Source organism: Paenibacillus sp. UASWS1643, assembly GCF_008693195.1.
Classification (GTDB): domain Bacteria; phylum Bacillota; class Bacilli; order Paenibacillales; family Paenibacillaceae; genus Paenibacillus; species Paenibacillus amylolyticus_B.
The window spans coordinates 74,407-94,682 of the sequence record NZ_VXKZ01000103.1; the positions used below are offsets into that span (position 1 = coordinate 74,407).

The 20,276-nt window shown below is 46.6% G+C and carries 17 protein-coding genes; 4 read left to right on the forward strand and 13 right to left on the reverse strand.

Annotated features, from left to right (window positions below):
• Positions 1–60 precede the first annotated feature (60 nt).
• The 3 genes from FE296_RS10265 (at position 61) to FE296_RS10275 (ending at position 3,757) form a co-directional block, all read left to right on the forward strand.
• A complete protein-coding gene (locus FE296_RS10265; RefSeq protein WP_150364898.1) occupies positions 61–936 on the forward strand; it encodes an AraC family transcriptional regulator in 876 nt (291 codons plus the stop codon).
• Positions 937–1,076: 140 nt separating this feature from the next.
• The gene (locus FE296_RS10270; RefSeq protein WP_150364899.1) at positions 1,077–3,065 is read left to right on the forward strand and encodes an elongation factor G; all 1,989 of its coding nucleotides are present in this window, start codon (positions 1,077–1,079) and stop codon (positions 3,063–3,065) included.
• 14 nt (positions 3,066–3,079) lie between these two features.
• Positions 3,080–3,757 carry a tetratricopeptide repeat protein gene (locus tag FE296_RS10275; RefSeq protein ID WP_036670276.1) on the forward strand — a complete coding sequence of 226 codons (678 nt, stop codon included), beginning with the start codon at positions 3,080–3,082 and terminating at the stop codon, positions 3,755–3,757.
• A 113-nt stretch (positions 3,758–3,870) separates the two neighbouring features.
• On the opposite strand, the gene FE296_RS10280 is transcribed toward FE296_RS10275, so the two are convergent.
• The 13 genes from FE296_RS10280 to rpiA all read right to left on the reverse strand — a co-directional run bounded on the left by FE296_RS10280 (position 3,871) and on the right by rpiA (position 17,964).
• Entirely contained in the window at positions 3,871–4,932 is a 1,062-nt protein-coding gene (locus tag FE296_RS10280; RefSeq protein ID WP_150364900.1) for a phosphotransferase, read from the reverse strand.
• 92 nt (positions 4,933–5,024) lie between these two features.
• Positions 5,025–5,651: a GDSL-type esterase/lipase family protein gene (locus FE296_RS10285; protein ID WP_017689264.1), complete on the reverse strand. Its 627-nt coding sequence runs from the start codon at positions 5,649–5,651 to the stop codon at positions 5,025–5,027.
• 203 nt (positions 5,652–5,854) lie between these two features.
• Positions 5,855–9,022: an MMPL family transporter gene (locus FE296_RS10290; RefSeq protein WP_150364901.1), complete on the reverse strand. Its 3,168-nt coding sequence runs from the start codon at positions 9,020–9,022 to the stop codon at positions 5,855–5,857.
• Positions 9,019–9,477 (reverse strand): MarR family winged helix-turn-helix transcriptional regulator, encoded by a 459-nt coding sequence (locus FE296_RS10295; RefSeq protein WP_091017386.1) that lies wholly within the window; start codon positions 9,475–9,477, stop codon positions 9,019–9,021. The genes FE296_RS10290 and FE296_RS10295 overlap by 4 nt, the downstream gene beginning before the upstream one ends.
• Positions 9,478–9,694: 217 nt before the next feature.
• Complete coding sequence (locus tag FE296_RS10300; RefSeq protein WP_124114020.1) at positions 9,695–10,135, reverse strand: GNAT family N-acetyltransferase; 441 nt, start codon at positions 10,133–10,135, stop codon at positions 9,695–9,697.
• Positions 10,136–10,198: 63 nt separating this feature from the next.
• Positions 10,199–11,185 (reverse strand): BadF/BadG/BcrA/BcrD ATPase family protein, encoded by a 987-nt coding sequence (locus FE296_RS10305; protein WP_124114019.1) that lies wholly within the window; start codon positions 11,183–11,185, stop codon positions 10,199–10,201.
• A gap of 68 nt (positions 11,186–11,253) precedes the next feature.
• Positions 11,254–11,967, reverse strand: coding sequence for a class I SAM-dependent methyltransferase (locus tag FE296_RS10310; RefSeq protein ID WP_124114018.1), 714 nt, complete (start codon positions 11,965–11,967; stop codon positions 11,254–11,256).
• 127 nt (positions 11,968–12,094) lie between these two features.
• Positions 12,095–13,072 (reverse strand): alpha/beta hydrolase, encoded by a 978-nt coding sequence (locus FE296_RS10315; protein ID WP_124114017.1) that lies wholly within the window; start codon positions 13,070–13,072, stop codon positions 12,095–12,097.
• A gap of 35 nt (positions 13,073–13,107) precedes the next feature.
• Positions 13,108–14,805, reverse strand: a complete 1,698-nt coding sequence (locus FE296_RS10320) for an ATP-binding protein (RefSeq protein WP_150364902.1) — start codon at positions 14,803–14,805, stop codon at positions 13,108–13,110.
• Between the two features lie 15 nt (positions 14,806–14,820).
• Positions 14,821–15,906 carry a cobalamin B12-binding domain-containing protein gene (locus FE296_RS10325; protein ID WP_150364903.1) on the reverse strand — a complete coding sequence of 362 codons (1,086 nt, stop codon included), beginning with the start codon at positions 15,904–15,906 and terminating at the stop codon, positions 14,821–14,823.
• 284 nt (positions 15,907–16,190) lie between these two features.
• Positions 16,191–16,652: a MarR family winged helix-turn-helix transcriptional regulator gene (locus FE296_RS10330; RefSeq protein ID WP_017689273.1), complete on the reverse strand. Its 462-nt coding sequence runs from the start codon at positions 16,650–16,652 to the stop codon at positions 16,191–16,193.
• 15 nt (positions 16,653–16,667) lie between these two features.
• Positions 16,668–17,330 carry a GNAT family N-acetyltransferase gene (locus tag FE296_RS10335; RefSeq protein WP_317889409.1) on the reverse strand — a complete coding sequence of 221 codons (663 nt, stop codon included), beginning with the start codon at positions 17,328–17,330 and terminating at the stop codon, positions 16,668–16,670.
• Complete coding sequence (rpiA, locus tag FE296_RS10340) at positions 17,293–17,964, reverse strand: ribose-5-phosphate isomerase RpiA (RefSeq protein ID WP_150364904.1); 672 nt, start codon at positions 17,962–17,964, stop codon at positions 17,293–17,295. Before rpiA ends, FE296_RS10335 begins: the two co-directional genes overlap by 38 nt.
• A 507-nt stretch (positions 17,965–18,471) precedes the next feature.
• Here rpiA and FE296_RS10345 point away from each other — a divergent pair.
• Positions 18,472–20,214 (forward strand): methyl-accepting chemotaxis protein, encoded by a 1,743-nt coding sequence (locus tag FE296_RS10345; protein WP_124115510.1) that lies wholly within the window; start codon positions 18,472–18,474, stop codon positions 20,212–20,214.
• The last annotated feature ends 62 nt before the right edge of the window (positions 20,215–20,276 follow it).

Genomic DNA, 20,276 nt, shown 5'->3' on the forward strand with positions numbered 1-20,276 from the left:
ATACTCTCTCATGACCAGGTATGTCATCTCGTTGAAGACGATCGTCTGGAAAGGAGCTTTATGGAACGTTCACCTGTTCGTACGACTATTCAAGCAGAATCCGGTATACCGTTCCGCCTGGTGTACAGCGACACCAAATCCCCTCAGAACGAATTGCCAGATCACCTTCACGACTGGCATGAAATTATCTATGTATATCGGGGACAGGGAAGCATCTTTATTGATACAGGACTTGAGAATATGCAAGAAGGAGACCTGTTCATCATTCCAGGCAGCACGGTTCACCGAGCCTTGCCGGATGCAGGCAATCCTGTCACATCTTCCGCATTGTTCTTCAGCCCGGGCTTGCTGGCATCAACCGCTGGAGGGGCAGCTTCTTCCTTGCTAAGCCTGTTTGAACGTTGTCGTAAACAACGCGTGTATAAGAGGCATCTGAACACAGAGGAGCAATCAGAGGTCGCCACCCTTATTGATGATATTCAGACCGAATTCCAGCTCGGTCATCATCTAAGCGCACATGCGGCTCTGTTAAGGCTGCAACTGTTGCTCATTTTTCTGGAACGTCTGGAAGCTGCAGGACCTGCGAATCCTGGTAAATCCGCTCCGGGTCCCTCATGGCTCTCTTCTACGATCTCTCATATTGACGATAACCTTCGGAGTGGCCTTTCCCTCCCTGAACTGGCGCAGTATGCCTCTGTATCACCTGCCCATTTCAGTCGTGCCTTCAAACGATACACGGGAATGACTCTAACGGATTATGCATTAGCGCGAAGGGTCATTATGGCGAAAGAGCATCTGGTGCAAAGTGATGAGACGATGGCAGCCGTTGCCGATGCTTGCGGGTTCGACAGTCTGCCCCATTTTTACCGTCAATTCAAAAAATTAACCGGTACAACCCCCGCAGCTTATCGCAGAACCATGAACAGTTCTCGTTAAAATAGAACCAGCATGGGCGTAGCTCCCCGCCTTAATCATATATATCCACATATTCTTCCATATGGAAGATGTGGTATGATAATCTGGATTATTACTTGTCGGAAACATTGCATTCCGTTGTCAGAGGAGCTTAGCATTCCATGTTAAACGAATTGAATCGCAGGAATATTGGCATCTTCGCCCATGTGGATGCGGGGAAAACAACCACCACCGAGCATATGTTATTTGAGAGTGGTGTCGTCCGCAGTCCGGGACGTGTAGATGACGGAACAACAGCCACAGACTCCCTGGACATTGAGAAAGAACGTGGCATATCCGTTCAGGCAGCCATGACCTCTCTGATCTGGAAGAACACCATCATTGACCTCATTGATACGCCTGGTCACATTGATTTTAGCTCCGAAGTAGAGCGAACGCTACGGGTAATGGATGGCGCTATTCTCATTCTGTCGGCAGTTGAAGGCATTCAGTCCCAGAGTGAAGCCATCTGGCATGCCCTTCGTTCACTTCGCATCCCAACCATCATTTATATTAATAAAATGGATCGGATTGGCGCATCTGCCCCAGCAGTCATGGAGCAGATTCGTTCTACCCTGTCCCCTTTCGCATGCGAAATCCAAACGTATCAGCTCCATGAAGATTCATTTCATGGCATCGACTCCCTATGGAACCCGAATCAAGATTCTCTGTCCGATAGCACACCTTCCATTCCAGGTCTAGTCGAGATACTTGCCGAGCTGGACGAAGAGGTCATGGAAGCCTACATTCATGAAACTCCGTTATCGCAAAGGGATCTGAATGAAGCGTTCCTGCGATATGTGCATCAGGGTGAGATGTTCCCTGTGTGTTATGGCGCTTCCGGAAAAGGAATTGGCGTCACGGCATTGCTGGACACGGTCCTTGCATTTCTGCCTGCACCTGCACAACCAGTGGACTCTCCCGTATCCGGTGTTGTGTTCAAAATTGAACGTGATCGCACGATGGGACGCACGGCTTACGTCCGTATGTATGGTGGCAGCTTACACAATCGGGATACCATCCATAATTCGACGCGGGAGCTTGAAGAGAAAGTGACGCAGATTCGCCGCATGGATGGACGGAAATGGGCGGATACCGGTGCCGTTCACGCCGGGCAGATTGCTGTGCTGTATGGACTGAGCGACACACATGTGGGTGACATTATCGGCAATCCTGAGGGTGTACCTCCTCTGCCACAGATGGCTGTACCTTTGCTGACCGTACAAGTGCATGGCAAGGACCCTGCACAGTACCCCGATCTTGTTGCAGCATTGCAAGAGTTGACGGATGAAGATCCCTTACTCGACCTGCAATGGTTGCCGGAGGAACGAGAACTGCATCTCAAGGTCATGGGAACCATTCAGCTTGAGATTTTATCCAGCCTGTTGCTGAGTCGTTTCGGATTGGATGTCGTGTTTGATCCGCCATCCGTCATCTATAAGGAGACACCCCGTACAGCCGGAGAAGGTTACATCGCCTATACGATGCCTAAGCCCTGCTGGGCCATCCTCCGCTTCAAGATTGAACCTTTGCCTCGCGGAAGCGGTCTGATCTATGCCTCGACCGTAAGGACAGATGATTTGCTGTTACGTTATCAGAATGAAGTTGAACGACGGATTCCGGAAGCCTTGTCTCAAGGTATGCTCGGTTGGGAAGTAACCGATCTGCGCATCACGCTGGTGGAAGGGGAACATCATGTCTGGCATACACATCCGCTGGATTTTGTTGTAGCCACGCCTATGGGAATCATGGATGGATTGTCGAGAACAGGTACCAGGTTGCTGGAACCCCTTCTTCAGTTCCGACTGACGGTCCCGGAGGAATACGGCGGTAAGGCCCTTAGCGACCTGGTACATATGCGGGCAACCTTCGAAGCCCCCGTCATTGGTAGCGGACGTTGCACTATTGAAGGAGTTATGCCTCTTGCCACCTCAATGGATTATCCGGTGAAACTGCGTTCCGAGACAAGTGGCCGCGGGGTGCTTACGACTTCGTTTGCCGGATATCAAGATTGTCCTGCGGATGTGAATCATACTCGCATACGCAGAGGTGTTAACCCGCTGGATCAGGCGAAATATATTTTAAGTGTACGAAACGCGATTACATCATAAATGGAGTTGAACCTGTGCTTATAAAATTTCTTATCTTTGGCCTTCTATGGAGGATTATAGGTAATCCGTTCATTGCCATCCTCATTTTACTCGTTATATTGTATTTCCTGGATCGTCGTTACGTCGGGGTGTTCCCAAGCTTCACCAAACCTCTCAAACGTATGCGTAACATCTCCCGGCTTCGGCAACAGCTTGCCATGAGTCCCAATGAAGTTTCCTCCAAGCTGGAACTGGCTCGCCTGTTAATTGAGCGCAAGCGTTACAGCGAGGCACATGCGTTATTACTTGAACTGGAGCGCCCATACGAACAATCGGCTGAGTACTGGGAGGCACTGGGGACGACTGAGCTTCATCTAGGTAACATCGAAAAAGGTGAACGTCATATTTTGCAAGCTCTCGAGATCAACCCCAGAGTCAAGTACGGACGTCCGTACCTGACCCTTGCTGGAGCCTTCAAAGATACGCATGAGGACAAAGCGCTGGATTATGTGCATCAGTTTCAGGAGATTCATTCCTCTTCCAGTGAAGCTTATTATCTGCTCGGCTCGGTTCACCGTTCCCTTGGGCGCAATGCTGATGCGAAACAGGCATACGAGCAATCGTTGAACGTTTATCGTTCGTTACCCAAATACAAAAAACGTCAGGAGCGCCGCTGGGCTGTCCGCAGTTGGTTCCGCAAACGTGGATTGTAATGTCATCCGCTATACGCCGTAATCTTCATATATCACTTTTCTAACCAATAAAAGTGCACTGATCTCTGCCCTCGTATGAGCAGAACCAGTGCACTTTATTCTTAACAACGATATTAGTACACCAACATCTCACGCAGTCGTTCTTCATGAAGACGCATCCAGTCCATCCGCTGTTTGAGTTTCACAATCTGCTCCACAGCCACTTCCGGCTCATCTGTACCCTCAAACATCCGACTGATGAAATGCATGACCACATCCAGACTGCGCAGCAAAATCAATCGAGGTATGGCCAGCAACTCTTCCGGTTCCAGGCTGACCTGTTCCCGAAATCCCCTGATCAGTCCCTCCTGTGCCTGCCACATCCAGTCTTCACTCTTGTCCATGGTAAGGAGGTCAGACATCGGAACAGCCAGCTCCATGACCCGCAAATCCCATGTCGCAAATTCAAAATCCAAAATGGCACAGATTTCACCATCCTGCTGATCTACCAATACATTCGAGGCATTCACGTCCCCATGAACCAATTGATGCGGCAGATGTTCCATTCCCCGCAGGGCTTCAAACAGATCTGGCAACGCATCTCTCAGTTGCTTCAACTCATTCGCACATGCGGCCAATTGCTCCGGCGGCGATGTGCATAGCTGTAATAATCGTTCTGATGAACAGAGCGGATACGCATCCTGAATTCGATAGTACGGTGGATACACAGGTTCAAGTGGTATATCCAACGTAGCCATAACAGAAGACAGAGCCCCCGCCGCTTTACCGAGCCCTATCAATTGATCTGGTGTATGCCAGATCGGGTTGACACCTTCCCGATAATGAAACAGAGTCGAAATTTTAGTATGACCTGTGAGGGGATCTTTTACAGGAAGGAATGTATCTCCCTCACCAGATAACCGCCTTACAGGTGAAGGTGTATCAAGCTTAAAGTTCGAACGTTGGAGGGCTTCCAGTACCTCGTGTTCAAAGGCGATTTTCATCGGATCATTATGTGTTTCATATTGTCTCATAACGTAATTAGTCCCGTCTACATGGAGCATGTAAGTAGAATTATTCATCCCACCCTTTCTACGCTCGCCTTTCCAGTCCGATGTGAAACCATATAAGGCCAACACTTCGGATATACGCCGCTGCTCTGAATGATGGAGGGAACCGGAATCGATATTTTGCACCAAAAATTAACCCCTTTATCTCACAAAATGGAACTGTCTTCTATTTATCTTAAAGGAAGTCCATCGCTCGGTCTAGTTCTGTTCCAAAGTGATCAAGAGAACGGATAATATCCCGTCCGATTAAGCTGCTCTGCAATGACACGATATCCTCTTGCATTGGGATGTACTCTGTCCCAGAACAACAGTTCACGCTCACGACCTTCAAACCTGTCATACACCTGAGCACACGCATAGTTGCCTGATCCCGCTCCATTCAAAAACGAATTATATTGGCGCACCCAGTACGCGGCTTCCGTCGCTTGTGGATACGGGTTGTACAATCCGATGGATCGGACCATATACTCATGGTTGCCCTTTAACTGCCGAATGTGCCGCATGATCTGGGATACATTACTGCGGGTTTCTCCGAGCACCTGTGTCATTTTACTGGCATTTGGAATGCCATTACTTGCTTTGAACGTACGAATCAGATCATTCCCGCCAATAGATATGGTAATGATATCCGCTTCACGGAGCGATTGCCGCACTCGGGGATGCGAAGAGATCATCTGCAACATTTCCCCCGACGTCAGTCCATTCACGCCCATATTTTCCATGGATACAAACGTACGAACATTCATTTCTGCCATTCGCCGATATAAAGGAACAAAGCCGGTGCCCAGCAACGCTCCTGTACCTACCGTTAATGAATCGCCTATAGCCACGTATCGATATACCATCCCGTCGCCCCTCTCTGCTGTGATGTCTCTGAACAATAATGAACTGCTCTATATCTTATGATGAGTGGCGAGACAAGGCGCGGGATGGTGTCCTTAGGCATGTACCTTTCTTTTGCTGCACAAGACCATTGTTCTTCTGTAGAGGTAAAAAAAGAAAAAAGCCCTGCCGCATAACGCGGCAGAGCCTAATCCATTGCAATGCATTACATGCCTATGGTTCGATCCGAATCAACGGAATCTGATTGTTCCTTGTTCGGGAATGGCCACCAGTTGGCCCGGCCAAACATCTTCACCATCACTGGGACGAAGAATGGCAGGAACAGCAGAGAGTACAAGATCAGTCCGCTAAGGACTACTGTGGCAATCTGCATCATCGAGAGAACACCGGATGGATACATGGCAGCAAATGTACCGCTCAGAATGACCGCTGCAGATAAAATGACGGTTCCCATGTTCTTCATCGCGTACAACATCGCATCCTGTACTTTCATACCTTTGTTCTCATTGAAACGGTCCATCAGGAAGATGCTATAATCCACACCAAGTGCAATCAGCATGACAAATCCGAAGAACGGAGTAACCCAGCTGATGCCTGCAAATCCGAGGATATTAACAAAGATCACTTCGGTTAACGCCATCGATGTGAAATAAGCCAGTAATAAGGAAACGATCAGATACAATGGCATAATGACCGAGCGAAGCAGCACGACCAAAATAATGAATGTACCCGCCAGCATCAACATTACAGTACGTGTATAGTCGTTATTCGAGATCTCCTGCAGATCTGCAAATGTACTCGTAACGCCACCTATGGCGATGTCTGCTTTTTCAAGCGTACTGCCTTGTACCGCACGATGTACTGCCGCCTCAATGTCAGGAACACGATCAATCGCCTCTGTTCCGTATGGATTTTCGGCCAAAATAACATCAATCGTCATCGTTTTCCTATCTTGGGACAGATACGTATCAAACACCTGTGTGAAGTCTTTGCTGTTCAGTGCTTCTTCAGGAACGTACCAGCCTGCCAGATCGGAATCTGGTGAATCTTGCAATTGCGTCAGGTAGCCCTGCGCTGAATCCAGTCCCCCGGATACCTGTTTAATACCATCGACACTCTGGTTCAGTCCATCTGTCAGTTGTGTCAGCTGACCACTCAGATCCGAGAAGCCTTGCTGAATTTTCTCCTGACCACCCTGAAGCTGGCCAAGTCCATCCTGAATGGAAGGAATTTCGCTAATCACTTTGCCTTGACCATCCGCAGCCTGTTTGAGACCGGATTGCAACTGACCGATTCCCGTTACAATTTGACCCAGGCCATCGGCAAGCGCCTTTTGTCCGGCTGCTGCGGAGGCAAACCCTTCATTGGCCTGATTAATTCCAGCAGCGGCTTCTCCCAGCTTGTTTTTAATCTGACCCAAACCTTGAGCAAGCTGCGCTGTACCAGAACCTGTTTCACCAATCGTGCCTTTGATACGCTGATAGTCAGCATCTTGCTGCAATTCAGGATAACGCTCTTCAAGTGCTGTGAAGGATTCGGACAGACTGGTTAGAGCTGTTGAAACCCCATTCAGCTGTTGTTCCAGTTCGCGGGTTCCATCCCCCAATGCAGCGACCCCTGCTCCCGCCTGACGATAGGCTTCAAGCAACTGATTATTCGCCTGCGCAAGCTGATCTGCACTCGTTTTCGCTTGCTGGAGTCCTGCTTTCAGATCCCCTGCACCTGCGGAACCATCTCGAATGCCTTTTTCAATCTGCCTAAGTCCCTGACTGAGTTGCGTGATACCCGATTGCAACTGGGAGGTTCCTTTAGTAAGTTCACCTGCTCCATCAGCAGCTTCTTTTAACTGTGGTTCATTTTTACTTAGCTGACTGCTGGCTTCACTCAGACCATCACGGATTTTGTCCAGACCCGTCTTGCCTTCACCCAGTCCATCCGATAATGTTCCCACTTGCTGTGTAACTTCAAAATCTTTAATCTCATCCCCCGTAGGTCGTGTCATACTACGGACACCAGAGACTCCGGCTACTTTCTCTACTTCCCGGCTAATTTTCTCGGCAACGGCCATATACTTCGCATTATCCATCGCTTCATCGTTCTGGATGACGATCTGACCCGGCAGCGATTCACCCGGACCGAAGCTGTCAGAGATAATGTTGAATGCTTTTACTGAATCATATTTCTCGCCAATCTCATCGAGACTGTTGAACGACAGTTTGCCATCGTAGGTTGCCAGAAGAGGTACACAGACAGCTGCAACGATGAGCAGCGCAGCCCATGGACGTTTAAGTGAAAAGCGACCAGCTGCACCATAGATCTTGCTCTCTGCATGTTCAAGTGAACCCTTCGACGGCCAGAATAACTTCTTGCCCAGCACAGCCATGAAGAATGGTACGATGGTCACCAAGGCAAGCATCATCACAGCAATACCTACAGCTACGGCAACCGCAGAGCGGTACAACATAAACTGGGCAAAGCCGATCGCAATGAATCCAACCAGCACAGCTAGTGCTGAGAAGAGTACCGTTTTACCGGCCGTACGATAGGTAGCAATGATGGCGTCCCACGTATTCTCATGATGAGCCAGTTCTTCCTTGAACCGACTGATTAACAGGATGCAGTAATCCGTACCAATCCCGAACATAACGGCGACCATAAAGATCTGTGTAAACGTTGATATCGGGAAGTCGACTCCATCCACGAGGAATGCAACAATCTGTTGCGATACAATGTAACTGATCCCCACCGTCAGCAGCGGGACAAACGGAGCTACAAACGAACGGAAGACCAGGAACAGAATGAGTAAAATAAAGACAACTGTAATATATTCCGATTTCTTAAGCCCCTCTTGTGAACTTTCAATGGTGTCTTCATCAATCAGACCTTTACCGGTTATGTAGTGCTCCACATTGACGGACTTCAATGCTTCATTCAGGTCTTCCCGCATTTCCTTGACCGTACGATCTCCCTGATCAATGGATAGCGATGTTAGAATCGTTTTGCCATCAGCTGAGATCATCTTCTCTGACAGTTCAGGCTGAGAGAAAGGTTCCAGAATGGACAGAATGCCCAGCTTCTCCTTGTCGGCCTCCAAGTTTTTAACGGCCTTCTCTGCCTCTTGTTTCCCCGTGGTACCCAGACCTTCCGGATTATAAAATACAAGAGCGATTTGGCTGCCTTGCTGTTCTCCTTTTTGTGCTGCAGCTTCATTCAAAATTGCTGCTGCCTGGGTGGAAGAGTACCCTTCCGGAACCGAAAACTGTCCCTTTTCCCGAATCAGTTCACTCATGTTAGGGGCAGTAAACATCAACACGGCAGCTACAACAACCCATAGCCCCATTAACCACCATCTTGCTTTTAGTATCGCTCTCATTCGTTCTCCTGTCCTCCTTCATGCGTTAGCAAAGCTGCAAGCTTCTCAAAAGATTCAATGAAAATTCGAACCTCTTCCGGTTTAAAATGAACCAGATACGGCTCCAGAATCTGCTGTATTTCCTGTTCTGTTTCCCTGTATACCTGTCGTCCGGTATCCGTCAGTGTCAGATATACAACGCGGCGGTCGCGTTCATCCCCTGCCCGATGGACAAGATCGCGATCTACCAGCTTGTTGACCAAAGCGGTAATGCTGCTCTTGCCTATGCACAGAAGCTCTGCCAGATCAGAGGGCGTGCAGGAAGGTTTCTCTTCAATCAGACGAAGTGCGCAGAACTGATCGGTCGTTATGGTCTGCCCCACTTGTTCACGTATCCGCGTATCAAACCGCTTGTTTACCAAAAAAGAAGCATCCAAATAGCGGTTTACCAAACTTTTTGCATCCGGTGTATTCATTCTTCATTCTCCTTTCCCGAATCGATATAGTTCACTTAACGAACTATTCTTATGTGAAACTATTCTATAATGAAACAATCTTATAAATCAATACTTTTTTCCTGCTTTTTTGATGAAAACGACAAAAAAACAGGACGTCCGACTCAGCTCATTGCCAAATCCAACATCCTGTAATGATTATAATCCATATATTTCTTAGTAATAAAATGCCTCTGTGCTACTCTTCTTCGTCTGTATCTTCCTCTTTTTCAAGCACACAACGGAATCGCTCCACACCTGGGTATAATTCACCCAGACTATATACCACGAATCCCGTATTCCGATAAAACTCGACGGCTTCCAGCTCGGTCTCAGCGATCAGTCTATCGGGATTGTATGTTGCCAACAGTTGTGAGATCATACCACGTCCATAATTTTTAAAGCGGTTTTCAGGCAAAACCGAGATATGATGAATGGTAACCTCACTTGTTCCTGTCTTCTCATATCCAATCAGACCGATCAATTGTCCCTCATCTTCGTAACCGGCCATTTGCAGTTCGTCTTTCTCTACATATTGTTGCAACGCACGGTTCAAGTGATCCGGATCAGGAAAGACCGAGTAGGACAACAGTTCCTGTACTTCCGGCTCCTGTATGCGTGATTTCAGATTAATTAACACCTTGACTCCTCCTATACCTTGCTTGTTTCCGTTATCGTATTGTAGTCGTTAGCCTCTAAAAGTTCAAGTCGTGTGCCGATTCAGCTCCGATTGAAGCACAGTTGAGATGTTATCCGATACGTTGATCTGCGCCAAATGATAAGCATCCAGCAGTGCGCCCCCAACTGCCAACAAGTCACTGGTTATGTACTGAATTCTTTTCCCATCGGGCCTGTAAGTAGCATCCAGTCCTTTCCGAACAGCCTTCACCATATATGGTGAACTCAGACAGCTTCCGGTAAGCGTCATGGACACTGTGGGCTGATCGAAACAGGATGCCAGCATGAGGATTCCCACAACAGCCGTATCGGCAGCCGAGTCGCACACCCTAACTGCGAGGGGAATATTCCGGGCAGCAGCTTCCGTCACCATAGACGCCATCTGACCAAACTTCCGGTTGGTCGCCTGTTTATTTTCGGCAAAGCCGGCTATCCCCAGCGTAGCGAGCTCTCGAATTGAGGCTACATTCCAATATTTCAACACCTGCTCAATCCAAGCTTGGTCCTGCGGCCCATAACGCCCCGCGAGGATGGAATGCACTGTGTCGTAAGCTAAAAAACGTGCTGCTGTAGGCGCGTAATGTCCGAACTCATCATTGCGGAGCCAAGCTCCCTGTTCGGTTCTGCCAAGGATCAGAGATCCTGTTCCACCAATAGCGACAATACCTGGCTCACCGTCGAAGGCCGCTGTATGTGCGATGTGCGTATCGTTTACCGCACTGATCCTGCCTGTAATCCCCGTACGAGCGAGTAATGCCTCCGCCCAAACTGTATCTTCAGGCCGATTCAGACCCGCCATTCCTGCCTGAATGGCAGCGATCTGATCTGATTGGAGTCCAGCCTGAGTTATGGCTTCAGCGATACCTTCCAGCACATTTTGCTCAGCATTGGTATCGTGATAACGGTTGCAACCATTCTTTTGTACATACGATAAAATCTTCCCGTTCTGATCTGCGACAGCCACACGCGTGTGGCTCCCTCCTCCATCCATCCCTATTACATATGTATTCATCCTTAACGATCTCCTTTCAGACCACACATTAAGACTGCCGGGTCCATTGTCAGGTCCCGGCAGAGAATTTATTGCTTTTGCACAGCGAAACGAAGCAGTTCACAACGAAATTGTGTCGGTTCATCATACTTTTCCTCTTCAATCGTCTGTGTAACGTGTTCCTGAAGCAAAATATTCCAGCCTTTGTAGGCATCCTCCAGTATAGCAATCGCCTCGGCTGTAGGCAGGTTCAGCTCAATTAATGGTTTAATCTCCTTGCCTGTATTGATTTCTTTTTCCTCCACATTGGTACTCATCGTAATACAATGAATCCCCCCTGTACGAGTTCCGGCCTGTAACCGGTCTATCGCTTCCATAAAGGCTTGCTTATTTGAAACATGTTCCAGACAAGAACAAGCAGCGATATAATCAAAATAGTTTGGCTCCACAGCATAATGTTCAACATCTGCTTTCACTGCCTGCACGATATGATCAACCTGATATTCTTTCGCATACTTGCGAAGTCCGTCTACGGCCTCATCCAGTAAATCCACACCGATGACTTCACTCTTCGTTTTTGCAAGGCGTTGTGCAATCGGTATCGTATGTCTCCCAACTCCGCATCCCAGATCGAGGACACGCAATTCCTCCTTGTGAGTAAGTAGACGTTCCAGCATATCCATCACCATAGGCATGGGCCTCGACATCCAGGTACCGGAGGCGAATAATTCATTATTCTGATAGAAGTTGGAATGATAACCTGCCTCTGCTTTTCGTGCAGCCTCAAATTGTTCGTTTCCCATCAAGATACCCCCATCGCTTAGAAAATGATTTGCATCTTCTACTTAATACCCAGATTGTCACAAAAAAATCAATTAAACGCCGCGCCCCCTTGATCATGGGCTTACCTATATACACAAGATCATCGCATTACTTGGCCTCTGAACTTTCAGGTACGAGGCACGAAGGCGACAGATTTTTCCTCATAAAGGATTCCAGTGCCGCCTCATATCCAGTGCGATCAACTTGAAACGCTGTGCCATGACCCGCACGGGGGACGGTCAGCAATTCCTTTTTGGTTGGGCAAGCTTCATACAACCTGTATACCATTTCGGTCGGTACAAACGTATCAGCCTCACCGTGGATGAATAACACGGGAACGTTAACTTTGGCAAGTTGCTTGAGAGCCGAAGCCTCTCTGAAGGAATACCCTGCTTTCCACCGGGAGATCAGACTTGTGACAGGTATAAACGGAAATGCAGGAAGTTTGTATAATTGCTTTAACTGGAACGTCAGTTCTTCTTCCACGGATGTATATGCACAATCAGACACAATCGCTTTAACCTGAGTCGGCAGGGCTTCACCACCTGTCATCAGTACGGTTGCTCCTCCCATGGATATGCCGTGTAATATGATTTCCCCTTTTGTACCCACTTTTTCAAGCACCCAGTTGCTCCACTGGACATAATCCTTACGATCTAACCAGCCAAAACCGATGATGTCACCTTCGCTGCGGCCATGCCCCCGATCATCCGGCATTAACACGTTATACCCATGTTTTTCAGCATAAAATCGGGCAAAACCAGCCATTTCTCTACCTTTCCCCGAATAACCATGTGCCAGAATCACGGTCTGATCTGACCCCTTATTGGAACTAAGCCATGTACCGTGCAGTTTTAATCCATCATGCGATTGAAGAGATATCTCTTCTGTAGGCTGAACATCCAGCCACTTCAGGTCAGAAGCACTGCTGATGATTTCATTGTCCGGTTCAGGCATCAGATTCGGATTATCCACCAAAAACGTTTTTGGCGTACGACGGATGGCGGTTTTGAAAAAATAAAGTCCACCTGTCCACAGAAGAGCAAGAAGGATCAGTACCAGTGCAGCAAGTACGTAGAATAACATGAAGGGGTCCTACCCTCTTTCCTTATAAGATATCTTCAATCTTTACTTACTCGTTGCAGTGATGCACATGCTGCTTGATAGGCAGGTAACAAAGCATCCAGCAAAGGTTCTGCTTTCCGTGATTGACCTTCCTTCGCGAATTGCTCTATCTGTGCAAACAAAGTTGATAAATAACGAATTCCCAGACTCAGACTCCCTGATTTCAGGTCATGAGCTACCTCGGTTGCAGCAACATGGTCGCCCGACACAATATGTCTGCGCAGCACCTCAATTTTGCCAGGTGTTTCGGTACGATACATGTCCAACAACATACCCAGAAGTGTACGTTCGCCATCGGTGTTTAATTCCGCAATCTCATGTACGATGCCCATATTTAGTACCTCGGTCGGTTCGGAAGATTGCTGCCACTTCTCGATCATCTTACTCAGAATTTCCAGCGTGAAGGGTTTGCCAATAAAGTCATTCATCCCGGCTTCCATACACTTGTCTTTCTCTCCCTGTATGACATTACCTGTCATTGCAATGATTGGTGTGGTATGGCGCATTTCATCCATTTCTATCGAGCGGATTTTGCGTGTTGCCTCCAAACCGTTCATCAATGGCATCATATAGTCCATAAGAATCAAACTGTATTTTTTGCTGAGAAAAGCAGCTATTGCCTCTTCCCCATTCACTACAGCGTCCACTTGGGTTATTCCCAGTTTCTTGAGCTGTAACATAACAAGCTGTCGGTTGATGACATTATCATCGGCCAGCAATACAGATACAGAAGGAGCTTCATTATCCATATCCTGCCCCTGATGCTCTTGAGCGGAAGCAACAGACTGGTTACCGTCTTTCTTACCAAGTGTAAGTTCGAACCAGAATGTTGATCCTTCACCCTCCTGACTGTCTACTCCAATCTGACCTTCCATCAGTGTAACGAGCGACCTGCAGATCGATAATCCAAGGCCCGTTCCTCCATACTCACTTGATCGTCCACGTTCAGTCTGCATGTAGGGTTGAAATAACTGGTTCTGATCTTCTTCGGAGATACCAATCCCCGTATCTTCGACTTCAAAGCGGATCATTTGTGTAATCTCATCATCTTTCATAAGGGTAACTCGTATCCGCACCGTACCTTCTGATGTGAATTTGTTCGCATTCTGTATTAGGTTGATTAATATCTGAGTAATTCTCGTTGAATCCCCTTCAAGAAGATTAGAGATGCTGGGATCACAGTCTACTGATAACTGATTTCCGTTCTTTCTGACTTGGGGTTCAAGCAAACGAACAATATAGTTTATCGTCTCTTGCAGATCGACTTCTCCCATTTCAAGTCGCATCTGCCCCGCCTCAAGTTTGGACAGATCCAGAAGATCCTGAATCAACTTAAGCAGCAGTTTGGCAGCATCCTGTATAACGGAAACGGAATCCTCCTGTTCTTCAGACAAGGGAGACAGCCTAAGCATCTCAGCCATCCCCAATATGCCATTTAATGGCGTACGAAAATCATGACTGATGCCTGCAATAAATGCGCTTTTGGATTCCCCTGCATCTACTGCTTGCTGACGTGCAGCTTCAAGACTGTTATTGTTCTTCGCAAGCAGACGCTGGAGTGTTACCAGTTCATTATTCATATCCGAGAATTCCGCGAGTATCCGTTCCTCTTGCTCTTTGCTCCGGATCATCTGATCCGATAACTGCTCAATCGTTCTGCGTAGCCTCTGTATCTCTCCGTTCTCATTAGACATCACATCATCCCTCTCCTAATCCCTAACCATATCCAGATGATTGCATGTAGCTGGCTGAGCCAATAACTGTTCTGCAACCGCAACTGCCTCATCGGCTCCCGGAGCATAACCGTCGGCTCCTATCGTTTTCCACAAATCCTGATCAATATTAAAAGGATATCCCCCAACCATAATCTTCACATGTGCCGTTGCCGGATGATGACGAATCAGTTGAATCAATTCTTTGGCCAGATGAAGGTGATACGTCATCGTAACTGAAATCGCAATAACATCACCCTGATGGCGCTCTATAGCCTCTACTACACTTCCATTAGGAACATTGGCTCCCAGATAGTGCGTATCCCAGCCTTCCATCTCGAACACATCTGTGAGCATACGCAGTCCGATCTCATGTTGTTCACTGCCTACACAGGTGGCAACTAGCCTTTTACCCTGACCCGTATGAATCAACCAACGAGAATAGAGACGTGATATGAATGATTGGGTCGCTGCCGTACAAAAGTGCTCTTGCCCCACACTGATCCGATGGCTCTGCCACAATCGCCCGACTTCATATTGGGTAGGCTGAAAAATATATCGATAAATATCACGAATCGTCACCCCAGCTTCTAGCTGAGCTTCAATGATCTCGAAGGCTTCTTTCCGTTTATTCTCAAGCAAACACTGCAAGTACGATTGCGCGGCATCTCCATATGGCATGGATTCGTTAATGTAACCCGCCTGTGACTCCATTTGTGTTGTATATATTCCCATCTCCAGATAATCGAGCAAAAGTGCCTTTGACGGGTGGTCAAATTCTTCTTCCAAGGTCTCTTTAATCAGGTTGAGATTAATCGCCAGGTCTTCTTGTGATACCTTGTAACCTTCAAGTAGAACTTTCAGCCACGCAATATAATGAGTAAACAGGCCAGGACTCTGTAAGAGCGCACTTTCTGCCAAATAGTTCAAGCTATACTGAGAATCCTGTTTGGTTCGCATTTTTCCGTTCTCGCCAAATCGCTCAAGTAAATCGGGCTGTCTGAGATACTGTTTCTCCGTTATTTTATCAGCTAAGTTCGCAGATTCTTGGAGCAAACGTTCTCCTGCTTCTTGATGACTCATAGATGCACCTCTCCTCTACCCGCATCACACTCAATCTTCATTCGTGACTAATCCAGAATGAGATCAATGTTAGCTAACTTGCAATCGGGATAGGTTCTTCTACTTGATCCAATCCTTCCATTCCGCTCTTAATCGTTCTGTTCCATTATACATGAACTCTCGATAATCATGTTTTACACACGGTGAATGTATAGAACAATCTTCCTATATTATGGAGGGCCTTGCAAGTCAGTCAGCCAGTATATACCTGTACTTTTCGAGATCCACAAAAAAACTGACCTGCGTTATGAACGCAAGTCAGTTTTCCCTTCTGCCGCCAATCCCAGCTTCTTCAACATCTTAATCGCATCCACTTTCTCGGAAGGGTCAAGTCCTTCCAAAGCATCAATGATAACCTGATGATGTTGAGGAAATATCTGTGTGAACAATTCTCTTCCTTCCTCCGTTAACTCAGCGTAAATGACACGCCGATCTTCCTTGGATGGTCGACGAAACAGCAGATTTTTATTTTGCAACTTATCTACAACGTACGTAATATTACCACTGGACATTAACACCTTTTCACCAATCTTTTGCAATGCCTGCGGTCCTTTATGATATAACAAATCAAGCACACCAAATTCTGTCGTATTCAGTCCGTGACTCTGGATGTCCCGATTGGAACGTGAGGTCACAGAATTGTAGGCCCGAACAAGAACCACGAATAATTGTAAAGACAGTTCCCGGTTGTCCTCCGTGTTCAGCATTTCAATAATCCTCCATCAGTTGTTTACATTTCGGCTCGTATGAGAGGCCAGTTTCTGCTCCCACTCCTCACGGAGCATCCCCATACGAATTGAATCATAGTACTGCCCGCGAACGATACGACACTTCCGCATTCGCCCCTCCACCTGTAATCCGGCTTTCACAGCCGCACGCATCATTCGTTCATTACCAGACCAAGTAGTCAATCCAACCCGAACCAAAGGCAGCTGTTCGAACAAATGACTTGACCACATGACAAGTGAGCGTGTACCAACCCCGCGTCCCCACTGGACAGATCTGTATATTACAATCCCCATTTCCAGCCACATGGATAACTCATCTTCTATGTAATAGCTGATTGTACCCACAATTTGTCTGTCGGATTCAATAATACGGATTGATACGGGTTTGGAATCGCCTGAATCTACGTCCATACGTTTGAGCATACCTTGTTCAAAACTTTCATAACTTTCGTGTTTAAGTGGGTAATAGGGTGCATCCCATTGCTTCCATTCGGGTACGTCATCACTGTAGATCAATTCATAGAGTTCTTTCAGATCCTGCTTCTCCACACACCTGAGCACAAGTTCACCATCAACGATTGGCAGTTCTTTCATACGATGAAAAGCACCCTCTTCCATATTAAGAACGATGAAGCTCTTCGATACTTCCGTCCGCATTGGCAAGAATGACTGTACTAGCCATATCCACAAATAGTCCGTTATCAACAACACCTGGTAACATGTTCAATTGAACATTAAGATCCGCAGCATGATCAATCGCCTCCAAGTGGCAATCCGCTATCAGGTTCCCATTGTCTGTCAGATAACGTTGCTGTCCATCCATCCGCCACTGTGGTTGACACCCCAATTTTTCGAGCGCCTGGAAGGTCCACTCAGAAGCAAATGGAACCACCTCAACTGGAAGCGGGAATTTCCCCAACTTTTGCACAGCTTTGCTGCCATCCGCTACAATAATTAATTTGTCACTATTGGCCGCCACGATTTTCTCACGCAAAAGAGCCCCGCCCCCCCCTTTAATCAGGTTAAATTCGGGATCTACTTCATCAGCGCCATCAATGGTCAGATCCAGACGTCCAATCTGGTCAAAAGGGATGATGGGAATTCCCCATTCACGGGCAAGCTTGTCCGAAGCCTCTGAAGTGGCAACTGCTTGAATGTTTAATCCATCACGTACCCGCTCACCGATCCGGCAGATGGCATAATAAGCTGTTGAACCTGTACCCAATCCAACCTTCATTCCATCTTCAACATATTCTGCCGCACGCTCTGCTGCTATCTGTTTAAGATTCATCTATAAACCCCCGCTGCTCATAATTTGAGAAATGCATATGTAGTTATTATAGATAAAACCGCTTCCGATGTATATCCGTGCCTTCTGTTGCATCTTTGCCATCATATTTTTGTTTTGTTGAAGGATGTATTTTTACCCACCATGTTATAGAATACAGAATGAAGCTAAAAAATGGGAAATTTTAAAATAAACAGTTCTAAATACCTATAATACATCTGATATGTCCATAAATACGTAAAATATTAAAAAAAATTTAACGATACTATTCAATTTAACGACATTTTATACGACATATTAATTATAGATGTGTTTTAATAATTAGACACCTATGGTTCATACGGTACATAAGTCTCTACGAAAGCGACTGATAAACCAAGACCATGGTCGCATAAATTTCCTTTGGAGGGGATCACGGAATGATCTAGTTCACTGTACAAGCAACCTAAAGTTTCTTAATTTAAAGAAGATCAGGAGTGGAATTTAGTGAAATCATTAAGTTGGAAAAGCATGTCGTTTTTCTCCAAAAATTTGTTACTCTCATTTACCAATATCATTATCATCGGGGTAGCACTTATCGCAAGCAGTTACTATTTCCAAAAAACAGTTCTTGTTGATCAACTGCATGGACAGGTGGAACAAATTACTAAGAAGTGGGCTGAAGATATCAACCCCACCGAGGTACAAGCTGCTATTGCGGAAGGTAGCTATGACGGAGCAACACAAACGAAATTACGAGCGTATTTTGATGAAATGCACAAATATTATCCTAACATCGCACAAGCCTACATCTTCGGTGTTGAGCTCGGTGGCGATAACAAGCGATTAACTTCCCTTGTAGCGATGCCGACCAACCTTAGAGAGTCTTTTCAAAGTGATAATGTAAATATCGGTGACATGTATGAGCAGCCAGTCGTTGTAGCCAATGCGCTGAAAGAAATGCTTAATACAGACCGCCCAACATTCACAACATTCTATTCCGATGATTTCGGAACATGGACAACCATTGCATATCCAATCAAAGACAGCAACGGTAAAATTTTCTCATATTTTGCCGTTGATGCAGATGCATCAGCCGTACCCGCAGGACTTAACTCCTTGCTCAAAAACGGAATTATCATCCTTGTGGCCTTCTTGCTGTTATTCCTGATTATCCAATACCTTGTAGTTAAAAACACACTTTCCCCTATCCGTCACTTGATCAAAGGAATTGATGACGTAAGTCGGGGTAATTTGAATGTCAACATTCCGACAGGCAAAGACGATCTGGGACTCGTTAACGAGAAGTTCAACACCATGGTTCGCAAAATTAACGATACTATCGTTAAAGTGCAACTCACATCACAAGAAGTTAATCAGTCTGCCAAAGAGTTATATGAAGTTTCTGAACGCAACAGTGAGAATGCAGATTCTATTAATAACAACGTGACTCAAATCACTTCCAACATTCGTTCACAGGAACAGGCAACCCGGGATAGTGCACGTGCCATGTCCGAGATGGCTACCGTAATCCAGACGATTGCCAGCAGCTCCGCAAGTGTAGCGGATGAAGCCTATGAAATGGAACGTCGTTCACAACAAGGTAACAGTGTTGTCCGTCAGGTATCTGAACAGATGAATCTGATTACCGAATCGGTTAAGAATACCGCTTCTGCCATTGAGGTTCTGGAGAGTCGTTCACAGGAAATTGGCGATATTCTCAATATCATCTCTGGAATTTCCAGCCAAACAAACTTGCTTGCCCTTAATGCCTCTATTGAAGCAGCACGTGTTGGTGAAGAAGGAAGAGGATTTGCAGTTGTTGCAGGTGAAGTACGTAAACTTGCTGAGCAGTCTGAACAAGCGACCAGCCAGGTTGGCGTATTGATCCAGGAGATTCAAGCTGGAATCAAACAAGCTGTACGTGCTATGGAACAAGGTACGTCAGAAGTAGATACCGGGCTCAGCGTAGCCGATCAAACGGGACAACTGTTCGAAGATATTTTAGAAGCAGCGAAAAAAGTATCTAATCAGATTCAGGAAGTATCAAGCGCGACGGAAGAAATCTCTGCGGGTACGGAGGAAATGACTGCTACAGCAGAGGACTTGTCTTCAAGCGTAAGTAAGACAGCAAACAGCAGTGAACAAATTTCCTCATCTGTTGATGAGCAAAAAGCATCGTTAATTACACTGGTAGACTCCTCTACACGACTTAACGGCATGTCTGAGGAACTCCAAGAACTGATCTCTCATTTCAATGTAAGCAAACAATAATTCAAATCCACAACATTCGGTTTGAACCAAGGAGGAATAACTGAAGTGATTGAAAGCCAACC

What these genes read in the sequence shown, in the direction of transcription:
- FE296_RS10310 (WP_124114018.1), bottom strand. Translation starts at nt 11,967, where the DNA reads ATGGGAAACGAACAATTTGAGGCTGCACGAAAAGCAGAGGCAGGTTAT.
- FE296_RS10290 (WP_150364901.1), bottom strand. Translation starts at nt 9,022, where the DNA reads ATGAGAGCGATACTAAAAGCAAGATGGTGGTTAATGGGGCTATGGGTT.
- FE296_RS10295 (WP_091017386.1), bottom strand. Translation starts at nt 9,477, where the DNA reads ATGAATACACCGGATGCAAAAAGTTTGGTAAACCGCTATTTGGATGCT.
- rpiA (WP_150364904.1), bottom strand. Translation starts at nt 17,964, where the DNA reads ATGAATCTTAAACAGATAGCAGCAGAGCGTGCGGCAGAATATGTTGAA.
- FE296_RS10265 (WP_150364898.1), top strand. Translation starts at nt 61, where the DNA reads ATGGAACGTTCACCTGTTCGTACGACTATTCAAGCAGAATCCGGTATA.
- FE296_RS10320 (WP_150364902.1), bottom strand. Translation starts at nt 14,805, where the DNA reads ATGTCTAATGAGAACGGAGAGATACAGAGGCTACGCAGAACGATTGAG.
- FE296_RS10330 (WP_017689273.1), bottom strand. Translation starts at nt 16,652, where the DNA reads ATGCTGAACACGGAGGACAACCGGGAACTGTCTTTACAATTATTCGTG.
- FE296_RS10315 (WP_124114017.1), bottom strand. Translation starts at nt 13,072, where the DNA reads ATGTTATTCTACGTACTTGCTGCACTGGTACTGATCCTTCTTGCTCTT.
- FE296_RS10325 (WP_150364903.1), bottom strand. Translation starts at nt 15,906, where the DNA reads ATGAGTCATCAAGAAGCAGGAGAACGTTTGCTCCAAGAATCTGCGAAC.
- FE296_RS10345 (WP_124115510.1), top strand. Translation starts at nt 18,472, where the DNA reads ATGTCGTTTTTCTCCAAAAATTTGTTACTCTCATTTACCAATATCATT.
- FE296_RS10305 (WP_124114019.1), bottom strand. Translation starts at nt 11,185, where the DNA reads ATGAATACATATGTAATAGGGATGGATGGAGGAGGGAGCCACACGCGT.
- FE296_RS10285 (WP_017689264.1), bottom strand. Translation starts at nt 5,651, where the DNA reads ATGGTATATCGATACGTGGCTATAGGCGATTCATTAACGGTAGGTACA.
- FE296_RS10335 (WP_317889409.1), bottom strand. Translation starts at nt 17,330, where the DNA reads ATGCGGACGGAAGTATCGAAGAGCTTCATCGTTCTTAATATGGAAGAG.
- FE296_RS10270 (WP_150364899.1), top strand. Translation starts at nt 1,077, where the DNA reads ATGTTAAACGAATTGAATCGCAGGAATATTGGCATCTTCGCCCATGTG.